Consider the following 21,344-nt stretch of genomic DNA (forward strand, 5'->3'; position numbering starts at 1 on the left):
ATAGGGCTCAGACAGGAGTTTTGCCATGACCGATCAATCCGATCTGCTGGCCGGGATCGAGGCGCTGGAGGACCGGCTCGCCGAAGCTCGGGCGTCGATCACGCGCCGTTTCATCGGGCAGGAACGGGTCGTGGACCTGACATTGTCGGCGGTTCTTTGCGGCGGTCACGGTCTCTTGGTCGGTCTGCCCGGCCTTGGCAAGACGCGGCTGGTCGAAACCGTCGCCACCGTGATGGGGCTGGCCTCAAACCGGATACAGTTTACGCCCGATCTGATGCCGGCCGACATCCTTGGCTCCGAGGTGCTGGAAACCGGACACGACGGCGCACGCGCCTTCAAGTTCATTCCCGGCCCGGTCTTCTGCCAGCTTCTGATGGCCGACGAGATCAATCGCGCCAGTCCCCGCACCCAGTCCGCCCTTCTGCAGGCCATGCAGGAACGTCAGGTCACAGTGGCTGGCGAGGATCGCGCCCTGACCCCGCCCTTTCATGTTCTGGCCACGCAGAATCCGATCGAGCAGGAAGGCACCTATCCCTTGCCCGAAGCACAGCTCGACAGGTTCCTGGTACAGATCGACGTGGATTATCCGGACCGCGGTACCGAGCGTGACATCCTGCTGGCCACCACCGGGTCGGAGGACGCGGAGTCACACCGTATTTTCGCTGCAGAGGAATTGATCGAGGCACAAGAACTGCTGCGCCGCATGCCCGTGGGCGAGGCGGTACTGGAACAGATCCTTGATCTGGTGCGCGCGTTCCGCCCCGATGACGACTCCGCCGGGCAGCGGGTGCGCGACAGCGTCGCCTGGGGTCCGGGCCCGCGCGCCGCCCAGGCACTGATGCTCACGGTGCGGGCCCGTGCGATGCTGCACGGCCGTCTTGCCCCCGATGCCGAGGACGTGGCGGCGATGGCCCAACCGGTCCTGATTCACCGTATGGCGCTCAATTTCGCGGCTCGCGCCCGCGGCGAAAGCCTGCCCGATCTCATCGCCGCGACCGTTAACCATGTCACCCGTGCCGAGGCCGCCGCTTGACATCACAGGACACCCCCCTCCGCGCCCGCTCCGAGGCCGAGGCCGGGCGCCTTCCGCCACTGCTGGCCCGGGCCGAGCATCTGGCCGGGGCCGTACTGCTTGGTGAACACGGCCGGCGCCGCGCCGGGCTTGGAGATGATTTCTGGCAGTACCGGCCGGTGCAGCCCGGCGACTCGCGCCGTATGATCGATTGGCGCAGGTCCGCGCGGAGCGACGCGCAATTCGTGCGTGAACGTGAATGGCAGATTGCCCAGAGCGTCATGCTCTGGGTGGACGGTGGGGCATCCATGCGCTTCACCTCCGACAAGACACTGCCGGAGAAGGCCGATCGCGCGCGCCTACTTTCGCTTGCCGTGGCGGTGCTGCTCAACCGTGGCGGGGAACGCGTCGGCCTCACCGGGGCGGCGCTGCCGCCGCGCCGGGGCGAAGCACAGATCGCCCGCCTGGCCGCGGCTCTGGTCCTCGAGGATGGTGCAAGCGACTATGCCAGTCCCGACACGCGAGGCCTGCCGCCCTATGGCCGGGCGCTCTTCGTTTCGGATTTCCTGGGTGATTTCGATCCCGTGCGCCGGGCCCTCACCGAGGCGGCGGATCGTGGCGTGCAAGGCCTGATTCTGCAGACACTCGATCCGGCGGAAGAGGCATTTCCGTATCGTGGCCGCACTATCTTCGAATCTGTTGGCGGGACGATGGCGCATGAAACCCTCAAGGCCAGCGACCTGCGCGCGCGGTATGTGGCGCGGCTTGCCGCCCGCAAGGACGAGCTGGCGGCTCTCGCCTCGGCGACCGGCTGGCAGTATCACTGCCATCACACCTCCGAAAGCCCGCAATCGGCGCTTTTGTGGCTTTACCGCGCGTTCGACCGCGGCTCCGTTGCCGGAGGGTCCGGTACATGACCATTGGTCCCGTCGGTTTTGCCGCGCCCTGGCTTCTCGTGGCTCTCGCCGCGCTGCCGATCCTCTGGCTGATCCTGCGCGCTGTGCCGCCGGCGCCGATCCGGCGCCGGTTTCCCGGCGTCGCACTTCTTTTGGGGCTGTCCGATGACGACAGAGTGACCGACCGGACGCCATGGTGGCTCCTGCTTCTGCGGATGCTGGCGGTAGCCGCGGTGATCATCGGGCTGGCCGGGCCGGTGCTCGACCCGCGCGATCCTTCGACGGCCAAGCGGGACGGCCCGCTGCTTCTGGTGATGGATGCAAGTTGGGCATCGGCGCGGGACTGGCCCGCGCAGCGGGCCTTGATGGACACCATGCTGGCCGAGGCGGGACGCAACGGGCGTCCGGTTTCCGTCCTCCGGCTCACCGACCCGGAGGCGCCGGTGTTTCGCACCGCCGAGGAGTGGCGCAGCCGTCTGGCCGGCCTGGCGCCGGAGCCCTGGGTACCGACCACGGCGATGATGGAGGAGGCGGCCGCTTCCCTCGGAGAGCGGTCGTTTGAAAGCCGCTGGCTGTCGGATGGGCTGCGGCGTGACGGGCGGGCGGCTCTGCTTGCCGCGCTTGAATCCCGAGGCTCCGTCACCGTCATGCAAAGCCCCCGGCCGGTCATCGCATTGGCGCCCGCAGTGCTGTCGGGAGGGTCCGTCGAACTGTCCGCGCACCGCCTGCGCGCCGGCCCCGACCGGACTGTCACCGTCGAGGCGCATGGCCGCGACCCATCGGGCGTGCCGCGCATTCTGGCGACACTGCCGCTGGATTTCGCCGCCGGTGAAACCGTCGCCGAAGGGGGGCTGAACCTGCCGTCCGAGCTGCGCGCCCGCCTGACACGGTTCGAGATCGCAGGTCAGGCCCATGCCGGCGCGGTCACGCTCACCGATGACAGTCTGCGCCGTCGCGAAGTGGCTCTGATCGCCGGCCGCGAGGACCGTGAGGGGCTTGAGCTTCTGTCACCGCTTCATTACCTTGAACAGGCCCTCGCCCCGGCCGCCGACATGCTGGACGGCGCCCTGATGGACATGCTGCCCGCCAAACCGGACGTGATCGTGCTGGCCGATGTCGCCACTCTCTCTCAGGCTGAACGGGACGCCCTTATGGAGTGGACCGAGAATGGCGGCATGCTGCTGCGGTTCGCCGGGCCGCGGCTGGCCGCAAGCGATGTGTCGCGCCGCGAGGAGGCACCATTGATGCCTGTGCGTCTGCGCGCCGGCGGCCGCACCGTGGGCGGTGCCATGAGCTGGGGAGAGCCGAAATCCCTTGCTCCCTTCCCCGAGGACAGCCCGTTTGCAGGCCTGGACATCCCCGATGACGTTCGGGTGACGGCGCAGGTGATGGCGCAGCCCGATCCGACGCTGGCCGACCGGGTGATCGCGCAGCTTTCGGACGGCACGCCGCTGGTGACGCGCAAGGGAGTCGGCGCCGGACAGGTGGTGCTGTTTCATGTCACTGCGAACGCCGAATGGTCCTCGCTTCCGTTGTCCGGGCTCTTCGTGCAGATGCTTGAACGGCTGGCGGTATCGGCGTCTGTTGCCCGTCCCGCGCCGGAGGATCTTGAAGGCACCACATGGCGCCCGGTTCAGGTACTCGACGGTCTCGGCCGTCTGGACGAGGCCGGCACGCTGCCGGGTGTGGACGGCGCGCGGCTTGTCTCGGCGCCGCTCGGTGCCGATCTGCGCCCGGGGGTTTACCAAGGTCCGGACCGATGGCTGGCGCGCAACGTTATCGGCTCCGATCCGGCCCTTGCCCCGGCCGCATGGCCGCCGCGCGTGGACGTGACAAGCCTTTCCCGACCGGCTGAAACACCGCTCGGCGGTTGGCTTCTTGGCCTGGCTCTCGGGTTGTTGACGGCCGACATCCTTGCCTCCCTGGCCCTGTCCGGACGGCTCTGGCCGGCGCGTGCGGCGCTCGTCCTGGCGATGGCCCTGACGCTGACGCCCCACACCGGTCACACACAATCCGGGGAGGCCGCCCAACGTGCGATCCGCGCTACCTCGGAGGTGGTGCTGGCGCATGTCCTAACCGGTGACGAGCAGCTTGACGAGACCGCGCGTGCCGGCCTCGTCGGACTCTCCGAAACCCTGTTCTTTCGCACCTCGGTGGAGCCCGCCGCCCCGATCGGCGTGAACCTGGAGACCGACGAGCTGGCTTTCTACCCGCTGCTTTACTGGCCGGTGACGCCGGATCAGCCGATCCCGTCCGATCCCGCCTACGCGAAGCTCAATGAATACCTGCGCACCGGCGGCATGATCCTTTTCGACACCCGTGACGCGGACGTTGCCGGTTTCGGCACCGCCTCGCCCACCGGGGCAAGGTTGCAGAGGCTCGTGCGCCCGCTCGACATTCCGCCGCTGGAACCGGTGCCGCAGGACCATGTCCTTACCCGCACATTCTATTTGCTTCAGGATTTTCCGGGCCGCCACTCGGGGCGGCCGGTCTGGGTCGAAGCCGCGCCCCCTGACGCCGAAAAGATCGAGGGGATGCCCTTCCGCGATCTCAATGACAACGTGACCCCGGTTGTGATCGGCGGGAATGATTGGGCATCGGCCTGGGCGATGGACGAAAACGGCAATCCGCTCTTTCCGGTGGGCCGGGGGTTTGCCGGGGAACGGCAGCGCGAACTGGCCTACCGTTTCGGCGTCAACCTCGTGATGCATGTGCTGACCGGCAACTACAAGTCCGATCAGGTGCATGTGCCCGCCCTTCTGGACAGGCTTGGCCAATGACCGCATCCGTCGTCTTCGATCCCCTGCTGCCCTGGTGGCTGATTGCCGCGCTGTCTCTGCTTTCGGCGGCGGGAATCGGTGTGGCGCTCTGGCGCGGGCTTTCCGGTTGGGCCCTGCGCGGACTTGCGGCGCTCGTGGTGCTGGCCGCGCTTGCCGGCCCCGCCTATCAGCGAGAGGATCGTGAAGCACTCAGCGATATCGTTCTCTTGGTCGAGGATGAAACTGCCAGCCAGTCGCTTGCCGGCCGGGCCCGCACCACCGCCGACAACGCTGACAGGTTGGCCGCCCGGATCGAAGAACGTGAAAATACCGAGCTGCGCCGTATAACCGTACCCGATGCGCCTGACAATGGCGGTACCCGCCTGATGACGGCCCTGTCCGAGGCACTGGCCGAGGAACCGCGCGGCCGCATTGCCGGTGCCGTCCTGCTGTCCGACGGGCAGATTCACGACATCGACCGTGCCCCACGAGTCCCGGCCCCGATGCACCTGCTGCATACCGGGCGTGATACGGATTGGGACCGGCGGTTGATCGTCGAGAACGCTCCGGCCTTTGCCATTCTGGGCGAGGAGGTGACGCTCACGCTCAGGATTGCGGATGACGGGGCCGCGCCCGAGGGCGCCACCGAGGTGCCGCTGGATATTTCGGTCGACGGTGACGCGCCGCAGCGCTTCAGCGTTCCGGTGGGCCGCGAGGTGCAGTTGCCCCTGACCCTGCCGCATGGCGGGCGCAACGTGCTTCAGTTCACCACCCCCGAGGCCCCGGGCGAACTGACCGATCGCAACAACACTGCGCTGGTTCAGATCAACGGTGTACGCGACCGGCTCAGCGTCCTTCTCGTATCGGGCGAGCCGCATCCGGGCACGCGTACATGGCGCAATCTTCTGAAATCCGACAGTTCCGTGGATCTGGTGCATTTCACCATCCTGCGCCCACCGGAGAAACAGGATGGGGTGCCGGTGCGCGAACTTTCCCTAATCGCTTTCCCCACCCGAGAGCTGTTCCTGGAAAAGATCAACGATTTCGATCTGATCATCTTCGACCGTTACAAGCGTCGCGGCATCCTGCCCGGGATCTATCTGGACAATGTGCGCAATTACGTCGAAACCGGCGGGGCGGTCCTGTTTGCCGCCGGTCCCGATTTCGCCAGTGCCGACAGTATCTTTCGCTCTCCGGTGGAGGCGATCGTGCCCGCGCGCCCGACGGCCCGGGTTCTTGAGGAAGGGTATCGCCCTTCGGTCACGGACCTTGGGGCCCGCCATCCCGTGACTGCCGGGCTTCCGTCTCAGCACGAGGGGGAATGGGGCCGCTGGCTACGCCAGATCGAGCTGGAAGGCACCGCCGGTGACACGGTGATGACCGGGGCGGACGACCGCCCGCTTCTGGTGCTCGACCGGGTCGGGGAAGGGCGCGTGGCGCTGCTGGCCTCCGATCACGCGTGGCTGTGGAATCGTGGTTACGAGGGCGGCGGGCCGCAACTTGAACTGCTGCGCCGGCTGGCCCACTGGATGATGAAGGAGCCCGAACTCGAGGAAGAGGCCCTGCGCGCCGAGGCGACCGGCCAACGGATGCGAATCATTCGCCGGACGCTCGGTGACGAGGCCGGGTCCGTGACCATCACGACGCCCTCGGGCGAAACTGTCACCCGCGAACTGGAAAAGGCCGGGCCGGGCCGGTTCGAAGCGTTGTATGAGGGACCTGAAATCGGGCTTTACCGTCTGGAAAACGGCGACCGTTCAGCGGTGATCGGCCTTGGCCCCGCTGCCCCCGTGGAATTTGAACGCACCATTGCCTCCGGAGATATCCTCGCCCCGGTGATCGACGGGACTGGCGGCGGGGTCAAGGCTCTGGACGACGGCTTGCCGCGCATCCGCGAGGTCAGTGCCGGGCGCCCGGCGGCGGGGCGCGGCTGGATCGGCATAACGCCGCGTGGCGCCTATCGCACCCTCAGTGTGTCGCAGACACCGCTGCTACCGGAATGGGCGGTCCTGATCCTTGTCTCGGGTCTGATTCTGGGTGGGTGGTTGCGTGAAGGGCGTCGCAGTTGAAGATGTGTCGGGAAGATCATGCACGCAAACCCGCGCTGGCCTTCGGATGCCTTGTCACGATCGCCTTTCAAAACCGGCAGAATGGTCAAAAGGGCAAGGGCACCGCAACAGGCTCCCCGTTCCAGCCGTCGATCGAACACCGCGCCCGCACGTACACAGTGCGGGTGCCGTCGGGAACGGTCACGCTGCTCAGCGAACGGGTGAAGGGTTGTTCGTCCACATGGGGATGATGCAACACGCGCAGGCCCAGTTGGGTACCTTCCGAATCAAGCACTTCCCAGCCGTCGGCATAATGATCCCAGCCCGTGTCGGGATGTTCGATAGTTACCTCGAAGCGCCAGCCCATGCTGGCCTTCTCGACGTTTACATCAACGATTTCGGGCCCTTCCGCAAAGGAAGGTGTTGCAAGGCCGAAACAGAAAAGGATCGCGAGACTCAATCTCATGGCGCGATGATAACCATTATTCGGACGTGTGTTGGTCACGTCTGTGTGTAACGGCCCTGGCGTTGCCGGGATGCCACGTTTGCCCCTGCGGCGACACGTCAGCGGGTTTTTCTTGCCCGGACTCAAAATTGGTTATATTTTTTTACCAAATAAAGGAGGCACATCATGGAAATGCCCCGGCCAAATCCGGACGTCCTTGCCCGAAAGGACGAAATAATAAGGCGGTTGCAAGCGGTTATGCCAAAGGACGCGGTCATTTCCGACGCCGTGGAAACGCGCGCTTATGAATGCGATGCCCTCACAGCCTACAAGTGTCCGCCCCTTGCCGTTGTTCTGCCAGCCTCGACCGAGGAGGTTTCCGCGGCGTTGCGCGTCTGCCACGAGCTGGGTGTGCCGGTTGTCCCACGCGGGGCCGGAACCTCACTTGCCGGCGGCGCCTTGCCCAATGAAGACAGCGTGATTCTCGGGGTGGCAAGACTCAACGAAGTCATCGAAACAGATTATGAAAACCGCTTTATCCGGGTGCAGTCGGGGCGCACGAACCTGTCGGTTTCCGGTGCCGTGGAGGAGGCCGGTTTCTTCTATGCGCCCGATCCGTCCAGTCAGCTCGCATGTGCCATCGCCGGCAATATCGCGATGAACTCCGGTGGAGCCCATTGCCTGAAATACGGGGTAACCACCAACAACCTCATGGGCGTCACGATGGTCCTGATGGATGGAACGGTTACCCGGATCGGCGGGGCGCATCTGGACGCGCAAGGTCTTGATATTCTCGGGTTGATCTGTGGGTCCGAAGGGCAACTCGGGGTCGTCACCGAAGCGACCCTGCGCATCCTGCACAAGCCCGAAGGTGCGCGGCCCGTGCTGATCGGTTTCGAGAGCAATGAGACAGCCGGACAATGCGTGTCCGACATCATCCGGGCCGGCGTTCTGCCCGTCGCGATCGAATTCATGGATCGCCCCTGCATCCGCGCGACCGAGGATTTCGCCGGCGCCGGCTATCCCGATTGCGAAGCGCTGTTGATCGTCGAGGTCGAAGGCAGTGACGAAGAGATCGACGAACAACTTGAAATCATTTCGAAAATTGCCCGGCGCCACGATCCCGTGGAGCTCAGGCAAAGCGCCTCCGCGGAGGAAAGCGCCCGTATCTGGCTGGGCCGCAAGTCGGCATTCGGGGCGATGGGGCAGATCAATGACTACATGTGTCTGGACGGCACCATCCCGGTCAGCCAACTGCCCCTTGTGCTGCGCCGCATCGCCGAGATGTCGGATGAATTCGGCCTCGACGTTGCCAATGTCTTCCATGCGGGAGACGGGAACATGCATCCGCTGATCCTCTTCGACGCCAACAAACCCGGCGATCTTGAGCGGTGCGAGGCGTTTGGTGCTGAAATCCTCAAGCTTTGTGTGGAGGTCGGCGGATGCCTGACCGGAGAGCATGGCGTGGGGGTGGAAAAGCGCGACCTCATGCGCAGCCAGTTCGCCCCGCATGATCTGGAAATGCAGATGGCCGTCAAGGACGTGTTCGACCCCGATTGGCTGTTGAACCCGGCCAAGGTATTCCCGCTTGACGACAGCGCGGGCCGCCGCATCGCCGCGGAGTGAGCAGGGTGGCGGACAAACCCTACCTCCTGAGTCCAGCATGGTGAAACGCTTGAAACCCGGAACCGAAGAAGAGCTTGCCGAGATCATCCGTGATGCCGATGGCCCGCTGCATGTCATGGGCGGCGGCACCCGGCCCATCGGCAGGCCCGTGGATGGCGACGAGCTTTCCACCAGTGCGCTCAACGGGATCGTGCACTACGAACCCGGTGCGCTGACCCTCGTGGCCAAGGCGGGCACACCCGTTGCCGATATCGAGGCGGCGCTGAAAACCGAGGGCCAGCGCCTTGCATTCGAGCCGATGGACCACCGCGGGCTTCTGGGCACCGCCGGCTCTCCGACAATCGGCGGTATCTTCGCCGCCAACGTATCCGGTCCGCGCCGGATCCAATGTGGCGCGGCGCGTGATTTTCTGCTCGGGGTGCGTTTTTCCGATGGCCGGGGCCGCATGATCTCGAATGGCGGCCGGGTGATGAAGAACGTTACCGGCTATGATCTGGTCAAGCTGATGGCCGGAAGCCACGGTACACTTGGCGTCATTACCGAACTGTCGCTCAAGGTGCTGCCGTCATCCAGGAGCACAGGCGTGTTGCTGATGGAGGGGCTCGACGACGCTACGGCCGTTCGCGCACTGTCGCAGGCACTCGGCTCACCTTACGAGGTGACGGGCGCCGCGCATCTGCAAAGAGGCATGACCGGGCACCCTGTTACGATGATTCGCCTGGAAGGTTCCGAGACCTCCGTCGCTTACCGCCTTTCCGAACTCGGCAAACGGATTGATGCGTTCGCGCAGGTCACAGCCGAGACAGATCCCGAACTGGCGCGTGCGGGATGGGCATACATTCGGGATGTAGGGCCTTTTCATGACCGGGCCGGCGATGTCTGGCGCCTGTCGGTCAAGCCCGGCGATGCGCCCGGTATCGTGGCACAGGTCGATGGCGCTGAAGCGGTATATGATTGGGGTGGCGGGCTTGTCTGGCTTCTTGTGCCGGAAGGCACGGGCGCGGGTGCGATCAGGTTCGCGGTATCCGAAAAGGGCGGGCACGCAACGCTTGTGCGCGGGGATAGCACGGGTGGGGCGTTTCAACCCGAACCAGAACCGCTGGCCGTGCTTTCGGCGGGCCTGCGCGCGCAATTCGATCCGCGCGGCATACTCAATCCGGGGCTGATGGGATAACACGATGCGCACCGACTTCACCGAAGAGCAGCTACAGGATCCCGCCACCGCGCGCAGTAATGAAATCCTGCGAGCCTGTGTTCACTGTGGCTTTTGCACCGCAACCTGTCCGACCTACCAGGTTCTGGGCGACGAACTCGACAGTCCGCGCGGCCGCATCTACCTGATGAAGGACATGCTGGAAAAGGATCGTGATCCGGACGAAAAGACCGTCCGCCACATTGACCGTTGCCTGAGCTGCCTCGCCTGCATGACGACATGTCCCTCTGGTGTACATTACATGCACCTGGTCGATCATGCCCGTGAATACATTGAAAAACGCTACCGGCGGCCTGTGGGGGATCGTGCCTTGCGCTGGATCCTGGCACGTATCCTGCCCCATCCCACCAGGTTCAGGCTTGCGCTTCTGGGGGCACGGATCGGCCGGCCCTTTGCCTTCCTGATGCCGGATGAGCGTTTGCGTGCCATGCTCGAAATGGCGCCGAAGCAGGTTCCGCCAGTCAGCCGCAATGACGATCCGCAGACGTTTCCGGCACAGGGCGACAGGCGCCGGCGGGTGGCGTTGATGACCGGTTGCGCACAGAGGGCACTGAATACCGACATCAACGATGCCACAATCCGCCTGCTGACGCGGTTGGGTTGCGAGGTGGTCGTCGCCGATGGGGCGGGATGCTGCGGCGCGCTGACGCACCACATGGGCAAGACCGCCGAAAGCCACGCCACAGCGGCAAGGAACATCCGTGCATGGGCCGCCGAGATGGATGGCGCGGGCCTCGATGCGGTGGTGATCAACACCTCGGGCTGCGGCACGACCGTGAAGGATTACGGGCACATGTTCCGACACGAAACGCTGGCAAACGATGCCGCGCGCGTATCGGATATCGCCATGGATGTCAGCGAGTTGCTCGTCAGCCTCAATCTGCCCGAAGGCGCCCCCCGGGACATGACCGTGGCCTATCACGCGGCTTGTTCGCTGCAGCATGGTCAACAAATCAAGACCTTTCCGAAGGACTTGTTGAAGCGTGCCGGTTTCACTGTTGTGGAGCCCGCGGACAGCCACCTTTGCTGCGGTTCTGCCGGCACCTACAACCTGATGCAGCCCACGATCTCGAAGCAACTCAAGGACCGGAAGGTGCGCAGCCTGGAGGCCAGGACACCCGATGTCATCGCCGCCGGCAATATCGGCTGCATGATGCAGATCGGCGGGGGCACAAGAGTGCCGGTCGTGCACACGGTCGAACTGCTGGATTGGGCAACCGGAGGCCCGCGCCCACCAGCCCTGGCAGCGGTTCATGCGGCTTGAAAACCTCTTCCTTCGCTCTGCGGCCCGCATGCCCAAATTCTGCCTCATAGTGGGGTTACCGAAACGGACAGAGTTTCTTGCATGCGGGGTCCCCTATGCGGCGTGTTTTCCTGTTTCTTGTCGCGGTCCTGACCGTTGCTTCGCCGGTGGCGGCGGATGGCTCCGGCCTTCGGCGGCTGAACACGGGTGATGAGAATCGTGGCTGGGAGGCGGTTGGCAGGCTGGACCTGGATGGCAGGGAGCTGTGTACCGGCGCGCTTATCGAGCCCGATCTTGTACTTACAGCCGCGCATTGCCTGTTCGACAGGACCACGAAGCAGCGTGTGGATCCCGCGCGCATCGAGTTTCTTGCGGGTTGGCGAAACGGACGGGCCTCGGCTTATCGCTGGATCCGCCGTGCCGTCGTGCATCCGGACTATGAATTCAGCCACAACATCATCGCGGATCGGGTACGCAACGATGTGGCGCTACTTGAACTTCATCACCCGATCAGGAACACACGCGTGCGGCCTTTCCCGACCGACCAGCGCCCGCGCGAGGGGCAGAGGATCGGTATCGTCAGCTACGGCAAAGGCCGGTACGAAGCCCCGTCGCTGGAGGAGATGTGTGATGTGATGACACAGCATCGCGGTGTTCTGGTGATGTCCTGCGATGTTGATTTCGGCTCCTCCGGCGCGCCGATCTTCACATTCGAGACAGGCCGTCCGCGGGTTGTATCCGTGGTGTCCGGGATGGCCGAGGTGGACGGGCGCAAGGTATCCCTCGGTACGCAACTGGAAAAGCCGTTGCAGATTCTCAAGGCACAGCTCGCCTCGGGGCAGGGGGTGTTCCAGGCGCCGCCGCCGAAAACGTCGGGCGTGGGTGAGCGTCGTGATATAGGTGCCAAATTCGCCAAGCCGTGACCGGGCGGCGGCGGGCCGGATCCGGAAAAACCGGCAGTATTGAAAAGACTTTCGCGATTTCCCATATTACCCGCGCAGGGCGCCCGGACCGGGGCCTTGCCGTTCGTGCCTGTCCCGCAAAGGGAAGGCAACTTCACAGGTATCGCTCAAAGGAGGATAACCCATGCGAAACTTTGATCTTGCTCCGCTCTATCGGGCAACCGTCGGTTTTGACCAGATCGCTGAAATGATGGATCGCGTTCTGTCCAGCGATGTCAGCCAGCCGACCTATCCACCCTACAACATCGAGAAGACGGACGATGACTCCTACCGCATTTCGATCGCGGTTGCCGGCTTCTCGGAAAATGACCTGTCCGTCGAGGTCAAGGAAGGCGCCCTGATCGTTTCCGCCCGCAAGGCCGAAGACGATGATCAGCGGACCTACCTGCATCGCGGTATCGCGACGCGGGCCTTCGAACGCAAGTTCCAGCTTGCCGATCATGTACGCGTGACCGGGGCGACCCATGCTGATGGTATGCTGCACATAGAACTGGTGCGCGAAGTGCCCGAAGCCCTGAAGCCCCGCCAGATCGAGATCAGCAGCGGAGGCACGAGCACCGACAAGGATGTAGTCGATGCCAAGGCCGTGAACTGAACCGCGCAACGGCTGAAAATAGGGTCACGGGCTTTCGAAGTCCGTGACCGGCAGGCGACATCCGCCAAGCACCCCTTTCCCGGCCGGCGCAGCCCCGGCCGGTTTCATCGTCAAAGGGCCTGTGCCGCACTGCGACATGCCGCAATCTGTTTCGACACTCGGCACTCGGCACTCGGCACTCCGCCGACGAAGCCGGCGGAGTGGTCTGCAGCTTTGCCCTGTCCGGGGGCAGGGTGGAATCAGACGCTTGTGCAGATGTATTTCATCTCCAGAAACTCGTCGATGCCGTGATGGCTGCCTTCGCGCCCCAGACCTGATTGCTTCACGCCGCCGAACGGGGCGACCTCTGTCGAGATGATCCCGGTGTTCACGCCGACGATCCCGTATTCGAGTGCCTCGGCTACCTTGGTGACGCGGCTGAGATCCTTGGCGTAGAAGTAAGAGGCAAGGCCGAATATCGTGTCGTTTGCCATCTCGATCACGTCATCCTCGTCCTTGAAGCGAAAGAGCGGGGCCAGCGGACCGAAGGTTTCGTCGGTGGCAAAAGCCATCTCCTGCGTGGCCTCGGTGACGATTGTCGGCGGAAGGAAATACCCCGGCCCCTCGACGGATTCGCCATCGCCCATGATGACCTTGGCGCCCTTGGCGGTGGCATCGGCCACGTGCTCGCGCACTTTCTCGATCGCGTCGGCGTTGATAAGCGGGCCGAGGGCCACGCCCTCCTCAAGCCCGTCTCCCATTTTCAGCTTGGTCACCGCCTCTTTGAGTCTCGCCGCGAAGTCGTCGTACACTCCGTCCTGCACGTAAATGCGGTTGGCACACACGCAGGTCTGACCGTTGTTGCGAAACTTGCACATGATCGCGCCGTCCACCGCCGCGTCCAGATCGGCGTCGTCGAAGACGATGAACGGCGCATTCCCGCCAAGTTCCATGGAACATTTCATGACGCTGTCGGCAGCTTGTCTAAGAAGGATGCGGCCGACTTCGGTGCTGCCGGTGAAGGTAAGCTTGCGCACCGCCGGATTTTCGCAGAATTCCTTGCCGATCTCGGAGGCCCGGGAGGACGTGACGACGCTGAACACGCCACGGGGTATGCCCGCGCGTTCGGCCAGCACGCCAAGAACCGTGGCAGACAGTGGCGTTTCCGCAGCAGGGCGCCCCACAAAGGCGCAGCCAGCGGCAAGGGCCGGGCCGGCCTTGCGGGTGATCATCGCATTGGGAAAGTTCCAGGGCGTGATCGAGGCCGCAACACCGATCGGCTGCTTTATCACGGTGATCCGCTTGTCACGCTGATGGCCGGGGATGGTTTCGCCGTAGACGCGTTTGGCCTCCTCGGCGAAAAATTCCACGAAACTGGCACCGTAGGCGATTTCACCCTTGGCCTCTGCCAGTGGCTTGCCCTGTTCGGCGGTCAGGATGATGCCGAGGTCTTCCTGATTTTCCATCATCAGGTCGAACCATTTGCGCAGCACTTGCGCGCGTTCCTTGCCGGTCCATTGCCTCCATTCCTTCTGTGCCTTTTCTGCCTCTGCGATGGCCCGGGCGACCTGGCCACGGCTCAAGTCGGCGACATTGGCGATCACGTCGCCGCGGGCGGGGTTGGTCACCTCGAAAGTGCCCTCGTCTCCATCCGTCCATTCGCCGGCCACGTAGGCCTGCTCGGCCAGAAGGCTCGGGTCGTTCAGCAGCGATTTCAGATCGGTCGTGGCCATTGTGCACCTCTCAGGTTTTCATCTCGCGTTGCCGCCGCATTCTAGGGTAGGCTGAGGCGGAGTGACAGGCCGGAAGTACAATGGAACTGGATGACGCATATGCCAACGCCGCCCACATACCCGGCGCGGCGGAGTATCCGTTGCGGTGGATGTCGGACGCGTCCGCCTTTCGGGCCGCACTGGAGGCCCGGGGACGCGCCGAAACGGGGATTCCATACGGTAAGGGTGCGCGGCAGGTGTTCGATCTCTTCCTGACCGAAGGTCCGGCAAAGGGATTGTGCGTATTCGTCCACGGTGGTTATTGGCTCCGGTTCGATCGCAGCTACTGGTCCCACCTTGCGGGCGGGGCGCTGGCGCGGGGATGGGCGGTGGCGATGCCGTCCTATGATCTGTGCCCGGATGTGCGTATTTGCGAAATCACGCGGCAGATCGCGCAGGCGGTCACTTCGGCGGCGGCAAGGGTAAACGGGCCGCTGGTGCTGACGGGACATTCGGCAGGCGGGCATCTGGTGGCGCGGATGTGCGTTGACGGTGTGCTGCCCGAGGATGTGGGCACGCGTTTGCAGCAGGTTGTCCCCATTTCCCCGGTGGCAGACCTGCGCCCATTGCTCAAGACGTCGATGAACGATCAATTCCGCATGGATATCGGCATGGCTGAAGCCGAAAGTCCGGTCCTGATGGCGCCCAGAAATGTCCCCGTGACAGTCTGGGTCGGCGGGGAAGAGCGACCGGTGTTTCTGGATCAGGCGCAGTGGCTGGCGCAGGCCTGGCGCTGCGGGTTGAAGGTTGCGGAAGGGCGTCACCATTTCGATGTCATAGACGCCCTGGCCGAACCGCAAAGCGAACTCTGCACCACGCTCTGCGGTTGATCCGTGTGACCCGTCAAGTCTTTCCGCCATGCTGATCTGCCCAGCAGGGTCGTGTATCGCCCTGTGCCGGAACGGCCTCGAACACTGCCCGCGCGATCGCCCTGGCCATGCAGACGGCTCCGGCATGACCGAGAGCCATCGTATCAAAGAGCGGTTCTGCAAGTGGCATGCGGCCTGTCGCGGCGGCAAAGATCAGGTCCCCGTCCATTGGCGTATGGGCTGGAACCAGCGCGCGAGCAAGCCCGTCGTGGGCGGCGGTTGCAAACCTTGTGCATTGCGGCTTGGTCAGGGTGGCGTCGGTGGCGACGATACCGATCGTCGTGTTGGCATGGGCCGCGAGCTTTGTCAGCGGCATCGCCATGTCAGGAAAGGAGCGGGCAGGACCCAAGCCACCGAATTCGGCCTCCATTTCAAATGGTGCAGCCCAGAAATGAGGGCCGGCTCCGACCGTTGCCGAACCCAGTGCATTGACTGCAACCAGCGCTCCGACGCGATGACCGGAAGGCAGAACGAGCGAGGCGGAGCCGAGGCCCCCTTTGTGGGTCGCCGTTGTGGCGCCGGTCCCTGCTCCGACTGAACCCAAGGTGAAATTCCCGGATGCCGCATCAAGTGCCGCATGGCCGAGCTTCCGGTACGGATTCTCGCGCCACGCCTTGTCTCCGCCATTGACCAGATCGAAAAGAATCGCCCCCGGCACGATGGGCACATTCTGATCCCCGACGACAAATCCGCGCCCCTGTCCTCTCAGCGTGTCGGCCACGGATGACGCAGCATCGAGTCCGAAGGCGGATCCCCCGGAAAGAACCAGCGCGTCAACTTCACCCACCGTCTTGTCTGGCGCCAGCAGATCGGTTTCACGACTGCCGGGCGCACCGCCCATCACATGAACTCCGGCCGTGAACGGGGTGTCGCCGATCAGGACAGTGGTTCCCGATTTCAAACGATCGTCGCTCGCGTTGCCGACCCTCAGGCCCGGTACGTCGGTGATCAGGTTCAAGGGGCCGGGCCGGGCATTCATGGTTTCAATCCTTTCGGTGAGTCAGGTTGCATCTTGCCAGAACGTTCAGGATCAGCAAGGAAAGGCGGGGCCGCGGGCGATGGCGTCGCCCTGGTTCCGGACAGGAAACGGCCGCGAATATCCAACAGTCCTGAACGCCGGGACCTTTCCTTGAAGAGGAGGGTCAAGATGACTGCACGTCCTGACATGTACCGTTTCCACAATGGCGAAAAGGCCGGGCTGCCCTTTGCCGAAATCGAATACGAGGCGCGCCTGAAAGAATTGCGCCGGCACCTAGACGAGGCCGGTGCCGAGGCGGTGGTGTTCACGTCGATGCATGCCGTGGCCTATTACAGCGGATTCCTTTATTGCGCATTCGGGCGCCAATACGGGCTGGTGGTCACCTCATCGGAATGCGTGACGATTTCAGCGGGTATCGACGCCGGTCAACCATGGCGCCGGTGTCACGGTGACAACATCACCTACACAGACTGGAGGCGCGACAACTTCTGGCGCGCAGTCCGGTCGGTGACGGGCGAGAACAGGGTCGTGGGCTATGAAGGCGATCACCTGACCCTGTCCGGCCGCGACCGGATGGAGGATTTCCTCAAGCCGTTGACAATGGTCGATATGGCGCCGGCCTCCATGCGGCAGCGCATGCAAAAATCCCCCGCCGAGATCGCCCTGATACGTGAAGGCGCGCGGATCGCCGACGTGGGTGGTTACGCGATTCGCGATGCGGTGAAGGAAGGCACGCGCGAGATCGACGTGGCCATGACCGGCCGCGATGCGATGGAACTGGAGATCGCCCGCAGCTTTCCCGAGGCCGAATATCGCGATACGTGGGTCTGGTTCCAGTCGGGGCTCAACACGGATGGCGCGCACAACCCCGTCACCAGCCGCAAGCTGCACCGTGGCGATATCCTGAGCCTCAACACCTTTCCGATGATCTCAGGCTATTACACGGCCCTTGAGCGCACCATGTTCGTCGGTGACGTGGATCAGGCCAGCCGATCCATCTGGACCGCGAACGTCGGTGCGCATGAATTCGGCATGTCGCTGCTGAAACCCGGGGCGAGTTGTGCGGGCGTCACATGTGCCATCAACGATTTCCTCGCCGAACGGGATCTGTTGCAATACAGGACATTCGGATATGGGCATTCCTTCGGTATTCTAAGCCACTATTACGGCCGTGAGGCGGGGCTGGAACTGCGCGAGGATATCGACACCGTACTGCAACCGGGCATGGTGATCTCGATGGAGCCGATGCTGACCATCCCCCAAGGTCAGCCGGGAGCGGGCGGATACCGCGAACACGACATTCTGCTGATCACGGAAGACGGCAGCGAGAATATCACCGGTTATCCATATGGCCCGGACTTCAACATCGTCGGGTGAAGTGAAGCGCCGGCGCAAGAAAGCCTTTGCGGCGCGGGCACGTTCCATTTGGCGTTTTGCGTGCCCATGCCGCGTACGGCAAGCCTCAACGCAGTGAGGAAGAGCGGTTTCCAAGGCCGTGCTTGCCGGATTCGAGGGCCGGGCGTCAGCTTCCGAAACGGCCCAGCTTGCGGAAATCCATGGTGCCGAGGACCTCGAGGATCAGGTCGGTAGTGTCGCCCGCACCCTTGACCATGATACGATTGTCGACAAGGCCGGTCACCTCGCCATCCTTGACCATGAATTTCTCGCGGCCCACGCGTTCGACTTTGGCGCCCAGCATCGCGGCATTGCCGATCATGCCGGCCATCGCCCCGACCATCGGGTTGTCGGCCATCAGGGTAATGGTGAAACTGGTGCCGTCTTTGGTGTATTCGGCCTCGGCACCGACACCGCCGCCCATCATCGCGAGCCCGGCGTTCATTTCCCTGTTGACGCTGCGTGACCATCCTTCGGGGGCTGGGGGCAGGAATTCCACCAGGGCGTCGGTCTTCATGGCCATCATGAGCTGCTTGGCATAATCCAGCTCCTCAATCGCGTATTGCATGTCGCCGTCTTCGTAGGCATCGAGTGCGCTTTGCAGCGTATCGGTGACCTCGTCGGCGCCGGCTGGCAAGACGAGCCCGGCAATCAGGGCCGGCAAGATGAAAATTGTACGCATGAAGGCTTCTCCGTTTCGCAGGCCGGATCGTGATGTGCCCGGGTGCTGAAAATGGCGGCCATACATTCCGCACCGGCCAGGATGATGCCCGGAGGCCGTAATCTCGGACATGTTGGATGTTACCCGCCGGTGCGAGTTTTGCAAGCCGCGGCAACCGCTGCACTGGACAATTGGCGCGGCGGCGGGGCAGGGTCGTCAAGGTGTCCGCCATCTTGATGCCATCCCTGGCGGATGATGGGCAAGGGAGATACGGATGGCAGCATTTGTTCGGATCGTGATCTTCGGTTTCGCCTTCCTGACGGCTGTTTATGTCATTGCCTTTCTCTGGTCCCGGTCGGTGCGTGCCGGACGTCTGAGAAAGGAATGGCGCGACAGTGGTGGTATCGGCGATATGGAAACATATGTCCGTCAAGGGCTGGAGCGGCAGGACGGGCAGGTGCGACGCAGGCTGGTCGTGCTGGTCTATGTCATTCCGGTGGCCGTGATGGTCGCCGTCATCTACATTTCGAATTTCCTCTGAAAGGGGCGGGCATGATTTACGTCAAATGGGTTTTGCGGGGTCTCTTCTGGCTTCTGGTCCTGGCGTTCCTGCATTACACACTGCCGCAGCACGACGTCGTTCGCATAACGGATACCTATGAAAAGCGGGTCGATCCGGGCGAGAACGCGCTGTTCTGGTCGAATGCCTTGACCGGAGATGATCCCGGCCAACCCAACCGCGACGTGTTCTTCATTCAGACATTCCAGGCAGATGGCGCGCCTATGATCTATCGCAACGAGGATACCGGCTGGGGCTGGCCACCCTATTTCAAGTTCGACACCTCGAACCTTCAGGCCGAGGCGTCGGACCTGATCTCGAAAAAATCGGCTGCGAATGCGCAATGGGTCATGATCCGTCACTACGGTTGGCGCAACGAATTCATCTCGATCTATCCCAATGCCGTGTCCCTGTGGCAGGTGGAAGGGCCGGATGCACGGATTATTCCGTGGTTCAACATTCTTGTTCTCACGCTGCTTGCCGCGGTCTACTGGGCGGTGCGTGTGCGCTGGATCCGGTTTCGCGAGAACCGAATCCAGCCGGCGGTGGATGACTGGACCGACGGCTGGGGCTGAGGGTGAAGCCGCGGAGTCGCGTTGGGAATACCATTTCGTACCCGTCTGGTGATCCCGCCCTCAGGCCGGACGAGCGCGGCGTCAGCTCTTGCCGTAATACAGGCCCACCACATGTTCGGCCTCGGCAAAGAAAAGCCAGCGCGACGCGGCGACTCCGCCCAGATGCGACCCCACGGCAAGGGCCGCGAAGACATGGGAGAACGGGATGAGCAGAAGCAGACACGGCAGCACGTATCCAAGCAGCAGCGCAAGCGCACGCAGTTTCAGCGCGTGCTTGCGCCCGATGCGGAAAACCATTTCGCGCATCAGGTAATTCGGACTCGTGTGAGGCGGCTCGAAGGCGCGCACTCGGCCGGTTCCTCCCAGGCCGGTGGCACTGGCCATGTCGGTTCTGCTGTCGGCCAGCGCCCGGTCACCGCGGACCCACCAGACCACCTGCACCACGCCCGAGAGTGGCAACAGCACCAGCGCGAAATCCGGCTGACCGGCCAGAAGCGCCCCGCCGGCCGCCGCCAGCGACAGAAACAGCACCGGTGTGAGCGGCGTGTTCCAGCGCGGTACCGTGGCAAGCTGCGCGTAGATCATCGAGGTGGCCCAGACGGTGAGCATGCAGAGCGCCGAACCGATCCAGCCAAGGGCCGGAATGCGGGTGTCGAAAAACACCGCGCCGGCGCCGCAGACGGCCATCACGAGAAGAGCGGCGACCGAGGCCCAGGCCTCACGCGAGAGCCAGCTGGTGCGCCACTGCGTGAAGGCCAGCAGCGCCCGCTCGGGATGACCGAGATGGAAGGTCGAGGCCACCAATCCACCGGCCGCGAGCAGGTAGGCGATCGTAAAGAAGGCGAAGGCGGTGCCCCCGGTGACCGGAGGCAGGCCGAGCCCGAGCCAGGCGAGCAGGCCGAAACCGATCCCCGAAAGCGTGGTGAAGGCGATGACCGAAGGTGCAGGATGCATCAGAGCTTCTCCAGCGCGCGGTCAAGCCAGCCGAGAAAGCCGCCCGGCTCCTCGATCACCGGATCGAGGCGGGGAGCGGACTGTTCCATCTGATCAAGCTTGTCGCGGGGGCGCGGTGGAAGGTACTTGTTGACCGGCCTGGTGCCCTGTTCAGGCATCAGATCCATGCCGCCGCGGGCCGCGACGAGACGGCTGACATCGCTTTCGGGATCACCCAGATCTCCGAAATGGCGCGCGCCCGCGGGGCAGGTGCGCACGCAGGCGGGCACCCGGTCCTGTTCGGGGAGATTTTCGTTGTAGATCCTGTCCACGCAGAGGGTACATTTCTTCATCACCCCCTCGGCGGCGTCCATTTCGCGGGCGCCATAAGGACAGGCCCACGCACAGAGGCCGCAGCCGATGCAGGCGCTTTCATCGACCAGCACGATGCCGTCTTCGGCGCGTTTGTAGCTGGCTCCGGTCGGGCATACCGTGACGCAGGGGGCGTCCTCGCAATGCAGGCAGGACTTCGGGAAATGGACAAGCTGCGCCGCGCCGTCCTCGGGTTGCACCTCGTAGCTGTGCACGCGGTTGAGAAAGGTGCCGGAGGGCTCGGCGCCATACGGATCCTGATCGGAAAGCGGCGCACCATAGGCTTCGGTATTCCAGCCCTTGCAGGCAACGACACAGGCATGGCAGCCGACGCAGGTGTCGAGGTCGATGACAAGGCCGAGCTTGCGGTCGGTCGTTTCGGGCAGCGTGGTCATGGCGTCACCCCGGGATCAGTGCCGGACGGGGCGCTGCCCCCGGCCCGGATTGCATC

19 protein-coding genes are annotated in these 21,344 nt (G+C 63.8%); 13 read left to right on the plus strand and 6 right to left on the minus strand.

Translation table 11 applies throughout. The features are described 5' to 3' along the window. Positions 1-25: 25 nt before the first annotated feature. From DQW77_RS04145 to DQW77_RS04160, 4 genes are read left to right on the plus strand one after another with little or no spacing between them, the layout of a single operon-like run. A complete protein-coding gene (locus DQW77_RS04145) occupies positions 26-1,033 on the plus strand; it encodes a MoxR family ATPase (protein ID WP_113256927.1) in 1,008 nt (335 codons plus the stop codon). Beyond that, positions 1,030-1,929: a DUF58 domain-containing protein gene (locus tag DQW77_RS04150; protein WP_113256928.1), complete on the plus strand. Its 900-nt coding sequence runs from the start codon at positions 1,030-1,032 to the stop codon at positions 1,927-1,929. The genes DQW77_RS04145 and DQW77_RS04150 overlap by 4 nt, the downstream gene beginning before the upstream one ends. Further along, positions 1,926-4,688, plus strand: coding sequence for a DUF4159 domain-containing protein (locus DQW77_RS04155; protein WP_113256929.1), 2,763 nt, complete (start codon positions 1,926-1,928; stop codon positions 4,686-4,688). The genes DQW77_RS04150 and DQW77_RS04155 overlap by 4 nt, the downstream gene beginning before the upstream one ends. Further along, entirely contained in the window at positions 4,685-6,736 is a 2,052-nt protein-coding gene (locus tag DQW77_RS04160) for a hypothetical protein (RefSeq protein WP_113256930.1), read from the plus strand. The genes DQW77_RS04155 and DQW77_RS04160 overlap by 4 nt, the downstream gene beginning before the upstream one ends. Before the next feature lie 85 nt (positions 6,737-6,821). Here DQW77_RS04160 and DQW77_RS04165 read toward each other — a convergent pair whose 3' ends face one another. Continuing rightward, positions 6,822-7,181, minus strand: a complete 360-nt coding sequence (locus tag DQW77_RS04165) for a hypothetical protein (protein ID WP_113256931.1) — start codon at positions 7,179-7,181, stop codon at positions 6,822-6,824. 165 nt (positions 7,182-7,346) lie between these two features. Between DQW77_RS04165 and DQW77_RS04170 the strand changes: the two genes are divergently transcribed. The 5 genes from DQW77_RS04170 to DQW77_RS04190 all read left to right on the plus strand — a co-directional run bounded on the left by DQW77_RS04170 (position 7,347) and on the right by DQW77_RS04190 (position 12,799). Then, a complete protein-coding gene (locus tag DQW77_RS04170; protein WP_113256932.1) occupies positions 7,347-8,786 on the plus strand; it encodes an FAD-linked oxidase C-terminal domain-containing protein in 1,440 nt (479 codons plus the stop codon). A 49-nt stretch (positions 8,787-8,835) separates the two neighbouring features. Beyond that, the gene (locus DQW77_RS04175) at positions 8,836-9,960 is read left to right on the plus strand and encodes an FAD-binding protein (RefSeq protein ID WP_113257008.1); all 1,125 of its coding nucleotides are present in this window, start codon (positions 8,836-8,838) and stop codon (positions 9,958-9,960) included. A 4-nt stretch (positions 9,961-9,964) separates the two neighbouring features. Then, the gene (gene glcF / locus DQW77_RS04180; protein WP_113256933.1) at positions 9,965-11,263 is read left to right on the plus strand and encodes a glycolate oxidase subunit GlcF; all 1,299 of its coding nucleotides are present in this window, start codon (positions 9,965-9,967) and stop codon (positions 11,261-11,263) included. Between the two features lie 95 nt (positions 11,264-11,358). Further along, positions 11,359-12,165, plus strand: coding sequence for a serine protease (locus tag DQW77_RS04185; protein ID WP_113256934.1), 807 nt, complete (start codon positions 11,359-11,361; stop codon positions 12,163-12,165). A 163-nt stretch (positions 12,166-12,328) separates the two neighbouring features. After that, positions 12,329-12,799: an Hsp20 family protein gene (locus DQW77_RS04190; RefSeq protein ID WP_113256935.1), complete on the plus strand. Its 471-nt coding sequence runs from the start codon at positions 12,329-12,331 to the stop codon at positions 12,797-12,799. 239 nt (positions 12,800-13,038) lie between these two features. On the opposite strand, the gene DQW77_RS04195 is transcribed toward DQW77_RS04190, so the two are convergent. Then, entirely contained in the window at positions 13,039-14,511 is a 1,473-nt protein-coding gene (locus DQW77_RS04195) for an NAD-dependent succinate-semialdehyde dehydrogenase (RefSeq protein WP_113256936.1), read from the minus strand. Between the two features lie 80 nt (positions 14,512-14,591). On the opposite strand from DQW77_RS04195, the gene DQW77_RS04200 reads away from it, so the two are divergent. Continuing rightward, positions 14,592-15,380 (plus strand): alpha/beta hydrolase, encoded by a 789-nt coding sequence (locus tag DQW77_RS04200; RefSeq protein ID WP_113256937.1) that lies wholly within the window; start codon positions 14,592-14,594, stop codon positions 15,378-15,380. A 13-nt stretch (positions 15,381-15,393) separates the two neighbouring features. On the opposite strand, the gene DQW77_RS04205 is transcribed toward DQW77_RS04200, so the two are convergent. Beyond that, on the minus strand, positions 15,394-16,398 hold the full coding sequence (locus tag DQW77_RS04205; RefSeq protein ID WP_113256938.1) for a P1 family peptidase: 1,005 nt from the start codon (positions 16,396-16,398) through the stop codon (positions 15,394-15,396). A gap of 168 nt (positions 16,399-16,566) precedes the next feature. On the opposite strand from DQW77_RS04205, the gene DQW77_RS04210 reads away from it, so the two are divergent. Further along, the gene (locus DQW77_RS04210) at positions 16,567-17,775 is read left to right on the plus strand and encodes a M24 family metallopeptidase (protein ID WP_113256939.1); all 1,209 of its coding nucleotides are present in this window, start codon (positions 16,567-16,569) and stop codon (positions 17,773-17,775) included. A 145-nt stretch (positions 17,776-17,920) separates the two neighbouring features. On the opposite strand, the gene DQW77_RS04215 is transcribed toward DQW77_RS04210, so the two are convergent. Further along, complete coding sequence (locus DQW77_RS04215; protein WP_113257009.1) at positions 17,921-18,475, minus strand: hypothetical protein; 555 nt, start codon at positions 18,473-18,475, stop codon at positions 17,921-17,923. Between the two features lie 253 nt (positions 18,476-18,728). On the opposite strand from DQW77_RS04215, the gene DQW77_RS04220 reads away from it, so the two are divergent. After that, positions 18,729-18,995 (plus strand): hypothetical protein, encoded by a 267-nt coding sequence (locus tag DQW77_RS04220; protein WP_113256940.1) that lies wholly within the window; start codon positions 18,729-18,731, stop codon positions 18,993-18,995. Between the two features lie 11 nt (positions 18,996-19,006). Further along, on the plus strand, positions 19,007-19,588 hold the full coding sequence (locus tag DQW77_RS04225; protein ID WP_113256941.1) for a DUF1523 family protein: 582 nt from the start codon (positions 19,007-19,009) through the stop codon (positions 19,586-19,588). An 81-nt stretch (positions 19,589-19,669) separates the two neighbouring features. Here DQW77_RS04225 and DQW77_RS04230 read toward each other — a convergent pair whose 3' ends face one another. Together DQW77_RS04230 and DQW77_RS04235 are read right to left on the minus strand one after the other, a co-directional pair. Further along, positions 19,670-20,542 (minus strand): DmsC/YnfH family molybdoenzyme membrane anchor subunit, encoded by an 873-nt coding sequence (locus tag DQW77_RS04230; protein ID WP_113256942.1) that lies wholly within the window; start codon positions 20,540-20,542, stop codon positions 19,670-19,672. Continuing rightward, a complete protein-coding gene (locus DQW77_RS04235; RefSeq protein ID WP_113256943.1) occupies positions 20,542-21,288 on the minus strand; it encodes a 4Fe-4S dicluster domain-containing protein in 747 nt (248 codons plus the stop codon). Before DQW77_RS04235 ends, DQW77_RS04230 begins: the two co-directional genes overlap by 1 nt. Between the last annotated feature and the right edge of the window lie 56 nt (positions 21,289-21,344).

Source organism: Roseovarius sp. TE539, assembly GCF_003298505.1.
Classification (GTDB): Bacteria; Pseudomonadota; Alphaproteobacteria; order Rhodobacterales; family Rhodobacteraceae; genus Roseovarius.